This is a genomic window from Eudoraea algarum, from assembly GCF_050589645.1.
Classification (GTDB): domain Bacteria; phylum Bacteroidota; class Bacteroidia; order Flavobacteriales; family Flavobacteriaceae; genus JBNGOQ01.
Window position 1 is genome coordinate 429,155 of record NZ_JBNGOQ010000001.1, and the last position, 14,671, is coordinate 443,825.

Genomic DNA, 14,671 nt, shown 5'->3' on the forward strand with positions numbered 1-14,671 from the left:
TATCGTTGTTGTTAGCCTTTGTTATTCTTGGATAATAGTTCCAGAAGTTCCGTGGTCTCTTTGATAATGACCTGGTACAATTCACTTTGAAACTCGAACAATTTCAAGCTTTCAACGACAGAATTGTTCAGTATCCTCAATTGGTTTGATTCGGGATTTAACTCCCAACTTTTGGTTTCTTCCCTTTCTTTATTGGATAATCCTGTTAGTAATACCAAATCAAAGTTCTTCTTTATTTCCTGCTCGTACAATGCAACGTCTTGCATACTGGAAGATTCATAAAACGAATATTGTTCGTGAACATTTTTGAGCTTTAATATGGCAATCCTTTTCGATTCGGGAAATAGGGTCAAATTCCCTGTGGTAATTAAGTCCTCAATGGTATAAGTGGTGGTATAGAAAGCCCTTTTTGAAATATCCAAGCTGTTCATTTCTTGTAATAGGACTTCGGATTCCGGGTTTTCAGAATGGTAATAATCAAAATAATTTTTGATGGCCTTCTTTTTTTTACTGTTCACGCTGTCAAGCGCCTTCAACCTGGTTAAATCAGTTCTTAGCTCTCCTATAAGACTTTGTTCATACTCCTGAAGTTGGAGGTCATCCTTTCGACTTTCATTCCAATTATTGATTTGTAATGCGATCAAAATTCCAATAACAACCAGAATGATTTCTCCAATGGCGTAAACCAAATATTTACTGAACTTGTTTTCAGCCAGGAATTTTTGTCTAGTTTTTCGAAAAATTTTTATCATTGGTCAATAGTTGGTCGTACTAAGGGCTAACTAATGGATATAAAGAAATTTCCGTATAGCCATACTACACCCCGTGAAAATACCACTTTTTGACCAACTTGCAAGTATGCTAATTCTTGATGAAATTTGATATATGAACAGATAATTCCCTGGGGTGGGTCATCCACATTTCGTGTCCAGCCTCTGTTAAGTGGTGATGCGTTGCCTGAGGTTTGATCTCAATTAGTTTGGCGTTTGTGCAGGTCAACATTGGCATTGTTTTCTCCGATGTCAAAATCATCAAAGGTATATCCAAAGCCTTTACATCTTCCGGGGAGGGAGAATCAAACCCAGCAGGAGAATTCACTAAGACCTCCATTTCCCTAAGATTTGCCTTTAGCATACTTAACACCTCAGGCGGAATCTGATTTTGTATGTCGGCGCCAGCAAAAAATTCAAATAACTCTTTCATTATCAAAGTGGTATCCTTAGTTATAAAAGCATCTCGTGTTTCATTAATGAGTTTCTCCTGAACGGTTTCATACCAAAATTCACATTTGGGGATATCATTTAGCCAATTCACCAAAGCCGGTTCGGAAAGTGTTAGACTTTTGAGCATTTTGGGATTGCGTACAGCGAATTCCAAAGCGATTAACCCACCATAACTATGCCCTACCAGGTGCACAGGTTTATCAAACATTGAAATTAAAACCTTCAAATCAGCAGCCTCTGTTTTAACGTTATACTCCCCGTTGATTTCATTGTTGTTTGGAAAATTATAACGCCTACTATAGGTAACCACTTGAAATTCATTGCTAAGTAATTCTGTTTGAGGCATGAATACTCTATAGTCTTCTTGCCCCCCATGAATAAAAACGATTATCTCTCCCTGACCAGCCGAAAAATAGGTAATGGATCCATTTGTGATGGTCAACTTGCTTAAAGATTGTCCGCTTACCCCTTGAAGGAATAAACATAGGACTGCAATTATTATTGGTTTCATATGCATCGTTTTTATTGCACCCGATAACTTAAGAATAGGGTCATTGGTTATATATCCAATATACGAACAATGCGTGTATAAGCATGAACAAATGCGGTGGTACCATAAACCCGCAGGCCGCTTCAACCTTACAACGCAGCTGAATTTACTGGATTTTTGATTCAGGTGACGCTTTGAGTTTTGGCCTTTCCAATTGCTTATACGTCCATTTTAACCCGAACAAAGGCCTTAAGAAAACAACTCTCCTCAGGATATATTCATAAATCAGATAGCATACAAGGCCGGTAAACGTGATAATTGCCACGAGTTTTAGCACGGCCGGTATCTCCAAGGGCAAAATGATCAGGGCCCCGGCATACAGGACAAACATGTGAATGATGTACACAGGATACGCGGCCTTACTTAAATAACCAAGGAGGTTGCTTGGCCTGTTCAAGTATTTGTAGCCAAAGCCAAAAACGGCAAAAATCCAGCCATTGGATTCAAGGGCCATAAGGTAACCAGGGGCTTCCGTTGCAAAAACAAGGTATCGGATACTGTACAAAACAACGGCCATACCAAGGTATACATACCGCCATTTTAAAACGGTTAGCCAGAACCTTTTGCCGCTGTAGACCAAAAGAAAACCGAAAAAGAAGGCGAGAAACCCAAGGAAAAAGCCATGCCAGGTCTGTGCATATAATGAAAAGAGCTGTGGCTTTACCCATACGGCTTCAAGGACGAAAAACAGGGATACCAACAAAGATCCACCAGGATGGCCCATAAGTGCGGATAATCCCCTCCCAATACTACCGTTCTCCTTCTTTTTCAGATAGGAGAACAGTGGCAACAACAACAGTACGTACAGAAATATATTTCCCAGGAACCACAAATGACCCATATGGGGATAATAACCCAAGGGCAGGTTATAATATTTTTGAAAAACAAACATATGTAGCGGGGTAATTGCCACAAAGCCAAAGAGGAAGGGCAAAAGAATTCGCTTTGTCCGCTCCGTAAGCAATTGCTTCCAATTTCGCTTACGCATGGCAAAATAGAGCCCCATCCCGGAGACATAGAATAAAAGGGGAATTCTCCAGACGTTGAGCATGGTCATGGGTTTCCATAAACCCTCAAGGAGTTCATCGCTCTTGATAAAGCCAATGAACATGGCCCAGGGTTGGAATATTATGGCGATGTGATAGATGAGGAGCAAGCCAATGGCGATTACGCGCAACCAATCAATATCGTGTCTTCTTTCTGTTATCATGGGAATGTGGTTTTAGATGGATTACTGCAACATCATGGCAATAACCGGACGCGTTTTTTCTATTTCGTTCAAATCCAGTTGCATGCCCAAGGGCTCTAATTGTTGCTGAAGCATTTCATAGACGGGTTTGATTTCTGCAAAAGGACCCATTACGGATTCCCTGGCTGTTGCACCAAAATTATTCTGTGGGGATTTGTCCGCCTTGGCGTCCATAAGCATCTGCACGATTTCTACTCTGCAAAAGAATGCGGCCGCATGTAGGGCAGTTGACCCATCGTTGTTTTTAGGGTTTAGATCTGCACCGGCATCAATAAGTACTTGGGCAATCTCATTTTTTCCAAAACTCGCCGCAGTGACCAGAGGCGTGGAGCCGCTCATGGCGTCTTTCTTGTTAATATCGGTACCTGCTTCAATATGCTGTTTAACGGCTTCCAGATTATCCGATAATATGGCCGCCTGGATATCGATTTCCGGAGCCTCAACGACAGACGTGGTTTCCGTACCGTTGTTTGCCCCGGCCTTTGACCTAGTGCCGGATTCACCGCAGGCAGATGTGAGTAAAAGGAGAACAAGTGACATGTTTACCATGGTTTTCAACGAATCAATTCTAAATGTTTTCATGATTTTGATTTTTAAAAAGTGTGACTTTAATTTTTGTTACAACAAAGGTCCTTTAGAAGCTGATGCAACACCTATGAGCTATGCGGCCAAAGATGTCAAGTTTCGGGAGGGCATAAAAACTATGGCGCATGGATATCAATTATGAAGCAAAGGGTGACTTCCCCCCATTACATATGTACCTGACGGAATAGCACGTATGTGTTTACATTTTTCTAATTTAGGGCTAGCAAACAACGACATGTCCAACCCATCATCCCATAGGTCTAACTTTATTGAACAGGCGGAGGCTATCATTCTGGAGAATTTGGCCAACGAACAATTTGGGGTGTCCGAACTGGCAGACGCCATGAACATGAGTCGGTCTAACCTGCTCAGAAAAATCAAGAAACAGACACAGCTTTCTGCAAGCCAATTCATTCGCCAGGTTCGCCTTCAAGAAGGCATGGAGCTGTTAAAGGAAACGTCCTTAACGGTTTCGGAGATTTCGTATCAAGTAGGTTTTGGAAGTGCGTCATACTTTATCAAGTGTTTTCGGGAGCAGTATGGGTATCCCCCGGGGGAGGTGGGAAAAGGCACGGTGGAAGATGAGGAAGAAAATAGCGTTCGCCCCCATTTTTTGAAGCGATACCTATGGCCTATAATGGTGACTGTAGCCCTGGTTATGGCGGTTGGATTCTTCCTTTACAGTGGGAAGGATACCGTTCCCAAGGTGGAAATTGAGAAGTCCATAGCCGTCCTGCCGTTCAAAAATGAGAGTAGTGATTCTACCAACCTCTATTTTGTGAACGGGCTTATGGAATCGTCCTTGAACAACCTTCAGAAGATTGGGGATCTTCGCGTAATTAGTAGAACCTCGGTAGAGAAATACAGAGAAACCAACAAGGGTATCCCAGAGATAGCCAAGGAACTCAATGTCAACTACCTGGTAGAAGGTAGCGGCCAACGGGTTGGCGACCAGGTATTGCTTAATATCCAATTGATCGAAGCATCGACCGATACCCCCATATGGGTGGAGCAATACAAGCAGGAAGTGGTAGATATCTTTGCTTTGCAAAATGAAGTGGCGCGGAAAATTGCAGCTGCCATTGAGGCTGTGGTGACCCCTGCCGAGCTCGAGCAAATTGATAAAAAACCAACTGACAATCTGCAGGCATATGATTATTACCTCCAGGCCCTCGACCCTTTTTATTCGAGGACCAAGGAAGGGCTGGAAGAAGCCATTCCCTTATTTGAGAAGGCCATAGAACACGATCCGCAGTTCGATCAGGCCTACGCCAATATTGCCATATCGTATTACTTCCTGGACGTATTCCAGAAGCAAAAACAATACACCGAGCGTATCAATAACTTTGCGGACAAGGCGCTGCTGTACGATTCCAAATCGGATATAAGCCTTATAGCCAAAGCGCTGTATTATATGCATGCCGAGGAGTATAGACTGGCATTGCCCCATTTGGAGAAAGCCTTGGAATACAATCCCAATTCAGCCGCAGTGGTGCAAGTACTTTCCAGTTTATACGCCAATTATATTCCAAATACTGCCAAATACCTAGAGTATGCGCTAATGGGTATACAGCTCGATATTGCCGCTAACGACTCTATTGGTAAAAGCTATATTTATTTGAACCTTGGAAATGCCTTAATCCAAACCGGGTTTACGGAAGAGGCAATTACGTATATAAACAAGTCCTTGGATTATGATCCCGGGAACTATTATGCGCCTTATGTAAAAGCATATATCCAGTATGCAAAAGATGGGGATATTGAGCAGACCAAAAAGGCATTAATGTGGGAATTGCAGAAGGACACCACCCGGCTAGACATCCTGCAGGAGGTAGCAAAACTGCATTATTTTCAGGCGGACTACGAAAATGCTTTTACGTATTATGAAAAATTTGCCGAGGCCAGAAAAGCGTATAAGCTAAATATTTATCCTCACGAGGACATTAAGATCGGTGTGGTCTATGAAAAAATGGGCTTGGAAGAACAAGCAGTGGATTTTTTTAATGCCTACGCCGAATATTGCGAAAAGGACAAATCTATCTACAAAAGTGCCAGTACAGCTATGAAGTATGCGCATGAGGGGAAGAACGATAAAGCAATTGAGCAGCTCAAAGTTTTTGCGGCACAGGATAATTATCAGTATTGGATTTTGTTGTTCTTGGAAATGGACCCGCTCGTAGAACCCCTAAAAAGCCATCCGGAGTATGACGAGACTATCCAAAAGATCAAGGATAGGTTTTGGGAAAATCAGGCGGAGCTGAGAACGTCCCTTGAGGAGAAAGGACTGCTTTAACAAGCAAATTAGGTCTACCTTATCCCGTAAAACGGTACATTGCCAGGGCTTTAAAAAAAACAGGATATAACGTTTTGTTTAAGATGTGTTTAATACATTTTATACTGTGTTAGTTTTCTTTCTTGCCTTCAGGTGTAACCGCTTTCTCCAATCGATACCGGATAAACCGTTCGTTGCCGATCTCCAAGGTGGTATCTTCCTTGAACCCGAGGCGCAAAAATCCCTTAATTCGCGTTCTCGTGGGTGGAAACAACACGGTAACGGAATCCAACCCTAATTCGCCAAAGGCCCTACGGATAATCTCTTTATACAAGACCTTGCCCGTGCCCCAGAAATCCGGATGCAGTACCAAGGCCAAGTCGGCCTCCCCGCGCTCCGGCTGCAATCCGCCCCAGCCGGCAAACCGGTCATTGATGATAAACGCCCACGGGCCATAGCCATGCTCGGTCCAAAGCTGTTCCTTGGCAGCTACAAACCGATCGCAAGCGCTTTCATCAAAACCATCTTTCAACAAGGGCATTTGTCGTTTCACCAACGGATTGTTCATCAATTCCATGATATCCGATGTTGTAACCTCCGTTAGGCGCTTAAATTCAATGTTCATTTTCCTTTAAGATTAAAAATACCGCTGGCATTTACCCAATACACTTCTCCTTTGGTTGCCCCTTTCCACCCACTCTCAGGGGGATCGCTGTATCTTCTGGAAAAGAAAAAATACTTGCCGTCCGGGGACATATACGGACAAAAATAAATCCAATCTTTGAGTAAAGATGCGCCAAAGTTAAAATAAATGGGGGTTTGCCATTTGTTATCCTTTTTGAAGGACACTGCAAACCCTTTTTCGTCCGTTTGGGTGTTTCCGGTAATCAAAAAGCTTTCATCGGGTGAAACATAGGTGCTGCGTTCATTTTTTTCCGAGTTCACCTCGGGACCGATATTGACCGGGGTGTCAAATTTTCCTCCCCCCAGATATTGGGCGCGATAAATATCGCGTTTGCCCAAACTGCCCGGACGGTCGGAGGTGAAATAGATACTTCCATCGGCAACTACTACGGGATAGGATTCCGCATATTCATCTGTAGATACGGGGTATCCCACCTTTGAGGCGATTTGCCATGTGCCATTTATTTTTTGACTCCTATAAATATCCGGTTTCGCATTCTTGGCCCGATCTTCGGGGCTTATCCCGAGAAAATACATCGTGTTACCATCCTGGGTAATGGATGGATCAATAGCTACGGAATTGGCCTCTTGGTCCGCAAACATTTGAATGGGTCGGGGTGCTGTCCAATTATCCTCGATTAATTCAGAATGATGTATAACAAACCTGCCATCCGTGATCCGCGTAAAAAACAATTCCGTAAAAGTGGCGTTGAACACCGTATTGATTTCTATGGCATCGGTATTCACCACGGACGGGGCAAATAATTTAGGGGTACCATCCGGTGGTTCCAGACCTAGATAGGGATTATTTGGGGTATCAGGTTTACAGCTTTGCAAAAGAAAAGTCAGTCCAATTAGTAATAAGAAATAATACTTGCTGTTCATTTGGCCCGATTTAAATTAATTGATAACTACTTGATATCTGGAAAACTCCATATACCTGCACAATAAGACATGGGAATGGTGCTTTTCGGATATAAAACTGGTGATTTTACCCGATTAAGAGCGTTACGGATTTGTTAAAATACAGGAAGTTAAGAGCGGTTGTCAAAATGGTAGGGTCATACGTTCGCAAAGCCTTGAGTCAGGTTAAGGAGTCAGCCTTGCACCCGTGTTTTCATTTCTTTTTTTACTATGCCCCTTTTTTCCACAAATCCAAGAAAGCTGGTGCCGAAAGCCCCAAAAAGTCCACCACGAATTTAGCCGTTAAATACTTTTTTCCATCCACCTTTAATTTCCTCAAATCCAACTCCAACTCTTCTCTCAATTTATATTTTTATTTCGGAAAAATCTACCATTATTTAGGAACAATTGACATTCCATAAAACCTATAGTGTCAATAATTTTACACCTTGATTCCCTCTGTATCATTGAGGTACGAATAAATAGGTCATTGGTTCCAATGCTATTTATTAACACATCAAAAAAAGTGATTTATCGAGTAATTAACTAAAACAAAGTAATCATGGAAGTAAAAACAATGAATGTAAAAATTCTAAACGCCCAAATGGATGATTTAGTAAAGAAAGGACAAATGGTGGACGCCGTTAAACAATTTTATGCTGAGACCGCCGCCTCATCAGATTATGGTGATGTCGCTACTGCCAGCAAACAAGAGATGGTAGAAAAAATGGAAGGTTTTCTGGGGGCGATAGCCAAAGTAAATGAGATTACCCACCTTGATACCTTGGTAGATGGAAACAAGTCTGCCTCTAGGTTTGTTTTTGATTTTGACATGAAAGACAATTCACATATCCACTGGCATGAGATTATTAAACGTGATTGGCGAGATGGCAAAGTTGTTAACGAAGAATACTTTAACGCCGGATAGGACAGTACTAACTTTCAAAACCCTGACAAATGAAAAATTTAATTAGTTCTTTCAATAAGGTAGCATTAGTTAGCATCTTTTTACTTGCCACCTCCACCGTAGTGCTAGCACAAGAGAAGTCTCTCTATGAAAGATTAGGTGGTTATGAGGCCATTTCTGCAGTTGTTGATGATTTTGCAGATCGGCTTTTTAACGATGAGGTGGTTGGCAAAAGATTTTTTGGTATGGGCGATGATTCTAGGGCAGGATTCAAACAGAAAAACATAAACCTGGTTTGCGCCGCAACGGGAGGTCCATGCAAAATTATCAGCCGGAGTGCCAAAACCACACATCAGGGGCTGGGAATCAAAGCTTCGGAATTTGACATTGTAGCTGGGCATTTGGTGGATGTTCTGAATAAATTCAATGTCCCAAAAAAAGAACACGATGAGCTAATGGCAATTATTGGCACTTTGCGCCCGGACATTGTTGAAAAAGAAGGAGAATAGAAAGTAGCAAAAATGTCCACCACTCTTAATAGAAGATAATCCCCTTTATAATTGTAAGGAGGGAGATCAAATGAAATGGAGGATGTCATTATTCCAAATAAGGCATACCAAATAAATTAAGAGTCAAGGTGGACATTTTATTTTTTTTGGATTGGAGACTTTTAAATTATAAAGGCCTTCTTTCTTATTTTTTAATGAATTGTACGTCAATTTCCCATTTAAAAAAGTATGAAATGATGGAAAAATTAAAACAACGATGGAATATTGAATCTAATTTTCAAATTCTAGTAATAATGATCGTATTTGCAATAAATGGTTCATTATCGGTTGCTTTGGCCAAACCACTTATACACCTAATTGGAATTTCCCAGGAAACTACAAACTTGTTTGTATTCTGGACGATCAGGCTATTAATGATGTTTGTTATTTATCAGATTCTTCTTGTCCTTATAGGAACACTATTTGGGCAACATAAATTCTTTTGGAATATGGAGAAAAAAATGCTCTCGAGAATTGGATTTAAATTTTTTTTTAAAAAACACTTAATTCGAAACAACTAATTTGATTTTTGATCGGAGGAAGTGCACCTATAATGTCGGTCAACCCAAAACAACCATTAATTAATACTACCATCAAAGGGATCTGTGGCATCAAAACTTTCGTTAACCCATTCTTTTTACTGGATAATTCATACAGTATCGGTCAAAAGACTCAATATTGATATACACTTACAAAACAAATTATAGTAATCAAGGTGGACGGATTTTAGCTGTATACCTTGCCCTAATTCCAAACCGATAAATATGAAAATCCTTGATTCAATAAAACTCATCTACGGACTATGTATGTTTTTTATATTGGGATCCGTCTATGGACAAGAAATTGAAAGGTCCATATTTATTACGGCCAATACAGGAGGTGCAAGTAATCAAAACGTTCTAAATCGAATTGCAAAGGACGCTCAAAACATGAATTCGCCTACCCTATTAATTTTAGGGAATGCAATAAATAGGCATGGTTTTAACGACAACATTGCGGCAAATGCAATTAAAGCACAGCTCGAAGTAATAAGGGTGTTTAAAGACAATGCCATTTTTGTGCCTGGAAGTCATGAATGGGTGAAGGGTCATAAAAGTGTTCAAGAAATTGAAAAATATGTTCAAAAAAACAGTAAGGCAAAATTTTATCCGGACAAAAGTGAACCTATTAAACGTCGTAATCTGGGAGATAACATTGTGTTAATTACAATTGATTCGCAATGGTTTTTGGAAGACTGGAACAAGCACATTTATCTTAACGAGGAATCAGAAATCCAAAACAGGACATTGTTCTTTTTGGAGTTTGAAAATCAAATTAAAAAAGCAGCGGGTAAAATTAAAATTGTAGCGATTCACCATCCTATCGAGACCTACACCAAACAAGGATTGATTGCCAATACAGGAGGGACCGGGCTTCAAGATTTTCAAAGTAAACAATATAGGAAACTAAGAAAAAGATTAAAAACCATTGCCAGGGAAACAGACAACATCATTTTTGTTTCTGGCAATGACCAAAACCTTCAATATATAAACAATAAGGTTCCGCAAATCATTAGTGGGGCGGCAGGCACTTTGGAAAAGGTGAAAAAAGCATCAGATGGTAATTTTGCTATGGCTGAAAACGGTTATGCAAGATTGGATATTGATACTGACGGAAAAGTTACCACGCATTTTTTGACCCTGGGCAATGGAGCCTCCATGTCGGTATTTTCAAGCACCATTTTAAAAGGGGGCAATAAGGCCAGTGTTGCCTATGAGATAAATAACGATTTTCCAAAAACCCAGGCCTCCTCTATCTATACTACTGATGCAACGGATAAAAGCGGTTTTTACAAAGCACTTTGGGGAAATCATTATAGGGAATATTACAGCAGAGCTATTAACGCTCCCGTAGTCTTATTAGATACTCTTATGGATGGGCTTACACCTTTAAAACGGGGCGGGGGCCAACAATCTAAATCCTTAAGATTAGAGGACAAGTCTGGGAAACAATTCGTAATGCGGGCACTCAAAAAAAGCACCATTAAATTTTTGCAGACCAATGCGTTTCAAGACACCTACATAGGCAGTGCTCTGGACGGTAGCGTGATTGATAGATTTCTTGCAGATTTCTACACTACCTCCCATCCCTATACGCCTTTTGCTATTGGTAGATTGTCTGATGCCATTGGCGTTTTTCATACCAACCCATCACTATTCTACATCCCTAAACAAGAAGTTTTAGGTGTATTCAACGCAGATTTTGGGGATGAACTGTATATGATCGAAGAACATGTCGGGGATACACAGTTAGACGTAGAAAGTTTTGGCACTCCCGACAAAATTCTGAATACCACCGATGTATTGCGTGAAATACACAAGTCGGGTAAATCTGTTGTAGATGAACCCTCATATATCAGGGCGCGACTTTTTGATATGCTCCTGGGCGATTGGGACAGACACGAAGACCAATGGCGGTGGGCGCTTTTTAAAAAGGAAGATGGTTCGAAAATTTGTAAACCCATTCCCCGGGACAGGGATCAGGCATTCTCTAAATACGACGGTGCACTGATCGCTTTTCTGACTCGTGCCATTCCAGGACTGCGTAAAATGCAAACCTATGATGACGATTTGAGAAGTGTAAAATGGTTTGCAACATCACCTTACCACTTGGATCTGACCTTAATCAATGGTTCGGGTTGGGAAGAATGGGAAAAACAGGCGAAATACATTCAAGAGAACATCACTGACGAAGACATTGAGCAAGCGTTTGAGACCCTTCCTACAGAGGTAAAAGGCGAGACCATATCGGACATTAAAATGAAGCTCAAAGGCAGGCGGGGAAATCTTATGCGCATTGCAAAGGACTACTACACCTATTTGAATAAGTTTGAGGTTGTGGTAGGAACCCAAAAAGCGGATGACTTCAAAATTACAAGACGCTCTGGAGGCAAAACCACAATTAACGTCCACCGGAAAGATTTGGGAATTCTCAACAGGACCTTCTCTCGCGATATTACCAAGGAAATCTGGATTTATGGGCTGGATGGAAAAGATACGTTTACGGTAGATGGAAAAGGGGATAACCTGATCACATTAAAAATTATTGGCGGCAAAAAAAACGACACCTATGATTTTAAAAACACTCGAAGGGTTAAACTCTATGATTACAAGAGCAAAGAAAATTCGGTTGTAAACAAGAGATCCAAAAAATGGATCGTAGACGATTATGGCGTGAACAACTATGATCACCGTAAGGTAAAGCATAGCTTTAATCAGCTACTGCCCATCCTGGCGGCCAATCCTGATGATGGTCTGCGCATTGGTGTATTCGGTAACCATACGTTCTATGGGCTGCAACGCAATCCATTTACACAAAGGCATACAATCAGCGCATCGTACTACACAAGTACCTCAGGATACGATTTATCCTATAAAGGTGAATTTTCCAACATTTTCCATAAGTGGAATTTTGGTATGGAAGGGCGCTATACAAGTCCCAACTTTGCTACCAATTTCTTCGGTATTGGTAATGAGACTTCATACGATAAAGATGTTGTTGACCTGGATTTTAACCGCGTGAGGATCAGAGAATGGAATGCAGCCGTCTCCTTAATCTATAGAGGAAGAAATGGGGGTTCGTTTCACATTAAACCTCTTATAGAATCCTTTGATGTAGAGAATACCCAAGATCGCTTCATTCAAGGAATACCAGCTACAAGCACCGTTTTTGAAAAACAGGCCTATGGTGGGGCAGAGGTGGCGTACGAGTTCATAAATAAGGACAATCTGGCTTATCCTACTTTGGGACTCCACATTCGTCTTGCGATTGGTTATAAGGCAAATATTGATAATACAGAGGCTGAAAACAGTTTCGGTTATCTGCAACCGGAAATTGCCCTTGATCATAAACTCACCAAAAGCGGTTCTTTGGTGTTGGCAACCAAAATTGGTGGTGAACTTATTTTGGGAGATGATTTTGAATTCTATCACGGCGCTCAAATTGGTGGTAATAATGGATTAAGGGGTTTTAGAAACGAACGTTTTATCGGAAAACGATCGTTCTTTCAAAATACTGATTTAAGGATTCCATTTGGCGGATTAAAAACAAGTGTTATTCCTATCCGGTTTGGAATTACTGGAAGCTTTGACTATGGCCGGGTCTGGACAGCGGATGATACTTCCAGCCAATGGCACAACAGCGTTGGTGGCTCTTTATGGATAATTGGCGTTGAGGCGATTACGGCCAATATCGGTTATTTTGACAGCACGGACAGCGGTAGGGTCGTCTTTACCTTGGGTTTTGCATTTTGAAGAGAAGAAAAATCTAAAACCAGGAAAAACGTGTATCCATGCTCAATTTCAATGGAGCATATTGTAAAAATATAAAGGAGGATTCTGTTTTTAGAATTTCTCTACACTTCCTAGAAAAAAAACAACAATGTCAATGCGCTTCATATATCATTTGAGCCCATGTATAAATATTTGACTATATTTATATAAACTGCTAATTTTCAATAGAGTAAGTTCCCCAGTTTAGTTGTTTAGCAATTAACAAAACTCAAAATGATTGGAGTAAATATTGTTGGGATATCTATTCTTGGGATTTTTCTGTTGTTCATTTTTCTAAAAAGAAAGAAAGTAACCAGCGATTATTTGCTCATTTTAACAATCTTACTATTTGGACTTGTACTACTTACCAATATTTGGATACATGAAGGCGGTCTTACGGTATTAAAACTTATTTTTACCTATCTATTCAACACTTTTCTATTTCCGAGTTTTCTAATCTATGGCTTAGTTTTAATCGATGAAGAACATAAAATTAGAAAAAAATGGTGGTGGATCTTTAGTTTTGCCATCGTCTTCAACCTTTTTATGCTTATTGATGTTGTGTTTGTCAGCGATTACAGCACACCCGAAAAAGTGCAAGCACTTCTCCAATCACCTCCTCTGATTCATACATTAATTTACAAGGCACTTTATCTATTTATTATAGTGGTCTCCGTTTGGTTTTTGAAAAAGATCAAATGGTATCAAAATAAAATCAAGAATCAATATTCGTCTGTTGAACTGATTCACTTAAACTGGTTTCGAAATTTCACCTATGTTTACTTAATACTTCATATAATTGAATTGATTCTGTTTTCTCTTGTAGATCTTGGGATTCAAAAAAACCTTCCTATCATTATCACAATTAGTAGTATTACGATGGTTCTGGCCGTGTTTTATTTATGTTATAATGGAATTAGACAATATACGCTGGCTGAATTTCATGAATCCTTAGAACCTAAAGAATTGGATAATTACGAGAGCGGTGATAATACACAATTTAATGTCAGTTCACCTCATCTGAAATATAGGACCTCCTCCTTGTCTAAAGAAGAGTTGCGTTTGCTCTTTATCCAAATAAACCAACTCCTTGATGAAGAAAAAGTTTATCTGGATCCACAGTTAAAAATTCAGAATCTTTCAGACCGTCTTCAAATTAGCACGCACAAAATATCTCAAACCATTAATACGCAAGGGGGTATGTCTTTTTTTGATTATGTCAATGGTTTTAGGGTAGAGTACCTAAAAAACCTTTTAGCTAATCCTGAAAATCGTAAATATACCATTCTGGCACTTGGCATAGAAAGTGGTTTTAACTCAAAAGCCTCCTTAAACCGAATCTTTAAAAAGTACGTGCGGGTTTCTCCAAAAGAGTTCCAAAAAGCTCAATTTACAAACTAAGACCATTTACGTACTAGTAAAAAGGTCTCAATTTAGCGA

12 protein-coding genes are annotated in these 14,671 nt (G+C 40.3%); 6 read left to right on the top strand and 6 right to left on the bottom strand.

Annotated features, from left to right (window positions below):
- Positions 1–11: 11 nt before the first annotated feature.
- From ACRD67_RS01990 to ACRD67_RS02005, 4 genes are all read right to left on the bottom strand, one after another.
- Entirely contained in the window at positions 12–752 is a 741-nt protein-coding gene (locus tag ACRD67_RS01990; RefSeq protein WP_430965356.1) for a DUF6090 family protein, read from the bottom strand.
- Between the two features lie 109 nt (positions 753–861).
- A complete protein-coding gene (locus tag ACRD67_RS01995; protein ID WP_430965357.1) occupies positions 862–1,734 on the bottom strand; it encodes an alpha/beta fold hydrolase in 873 nt (290 codons plus the stop codon).
- Between the two features lie 145 nt (positions 1,735–1,879).
- Positions 1,880–2,983, bottom strand: coding sequence for an acyltransferase family protein (locus ACRD67_RS02000; protein WP_430965358.1), 1,104 nt, complete (start codon positions 2,981–2,983; stop codon positions 1,880–1,882).
- A 21-nt stretch (positions 2,984–3,004) separates the two neighbouring features.
- Positions 3,005–3,604 carry an ankyrin repeat domain-containing protein gene (locus ACRD67_RS02005; RefSeq protein WP_430965359.1) on the bottom strand — a complete coding sequence of 200 codons (600 nt, stop codon included), beginning with the start codon at positions 3,602–3,604 and terminating at the stop codon, positions 3,005–3,007.
- Positions 3,605–3,842: 238 nt separating this feature from the next.
- Between ACRD67_RS02005 and ACRD67_RS02010 the strand changes: the two genes are divergently transcribed.
- Entirely contained in the window at positions 3,843–5,900 is a 2,058-nt protein-coding gene (locus ACRD67_RS02010) for a helix-turn-helix domain-containing protein (protein ID WP_430965360.1), read from the top strand.
- Positions 5,901–6,009: 109 nt separating this feature from the next.
- Here ACRD67_RS02010 and ACRD67_RS02015 read toward each other — a convergent pair whose 3' ends face one another.
- Both ACRD67_RS02015 and ACRD67_RS02020 read right to left on the bottom strand, forming a co-directional pair.
- Positions 6,010–6,504, bottom strand: a complete 495-nt coding sequence (locus ACRD67_RS02015) for a GNAT family N-acetyltransferase (RefSeq protein ID WP_430965361.1) — start codon at positions 6,502–6,504, stop codon at positions 6,010–6,012.
- Positions 6,501–7,448 carry a TolB family protein gene (locus tag ACRD67_RS02020; RefSeq protein ID WP_430965362.1) on the bottom strand — a complete coding sequence of 316 codons (948 nt, stop codon included), beginning with the start codon at positions 7,446–7,448 and terminating at the stop codon, positions 6,501–6,503. Before ACRD67_RS02020 ends, ACRD67_RS02015 begins: the two co-directional genes overlap by 4 nt.
- 580 nt (positions 7,449–8,028) lie before the next feature.
- On the opposite strand from ACRD67_RS02020, the gene ACRD67_RS02025 reads away from it, so the two are divergent.
- The 5 genes from ACRD67_RS02025 to ACRD67_RS02045 all read left to right on the top strand — a co-directional run bounded on the left by ACRD67_RS02025 (position 8,029) and on the right by ACRD67_RS02045 (position 14,632).
- The gene (locus tag ACRD67_RS02025; RefSeq protein WP_430965363.1) at positions 8,029–8,394 is read left to right on the top strand and encodes a hypothetical protein; all 366 of its coding nucleotides are present in this window, start codon (positions 8,029–8,031) and stop codon (positions 8,392–8,394) included.
- Positions 8,395–8,423: 29 nt separating this feature from the next.
- A complete protein-coding gene (locus tag ACRD67_RS02030) occupies positions 8,424–8,882 on the top strand; it encodes a group I truncated hemoglobin (protein ID WP_430965364.1) in 459 nt (152 codons plus the stop codon).
- A gap of 236 nt (positions 8,883–9,118) precedes the next feature.
- Complete coding sequence (locus ACRD67_RS02035; protein ID WP_430966176.1) at positions 9,119–9,442, top strand: DUF6787 family protein; 324 nt, start codon at positions 9,119–9,121, stop codon at positions 9,440–9,442.
- Between the two features lie 243 nt (positions 9,443–9,685).
- Positions 9,686–13,213 carry a bifunctional metallophosphoesterase/BamA family protein gene (locus ACRD67_RS02040; protein ID WP_430965365.1) on the top strand — a complete coding sequence of 1,176 codons (3,528 nt, stop codon included), beginning with the start codon at positions 9,686–9,688 and terminating at the stop codon, positions 13,211–13,213.
- Positions 13,214–13,465: 252 nt separating this feature from the next.
- Complete coding sequence (locus ACRD67_RS02045) at positions 13,466–14,632, top strand: helix-turn-helix domain-containing protein (RefSeq protein WP_430965366.1); 1,167 nt, start codon at positions 13,466–13,468, stop codon at positions 14,630–14,632.
- Positions 14,633–14,671: the final 39 nt, after the last annotated feature.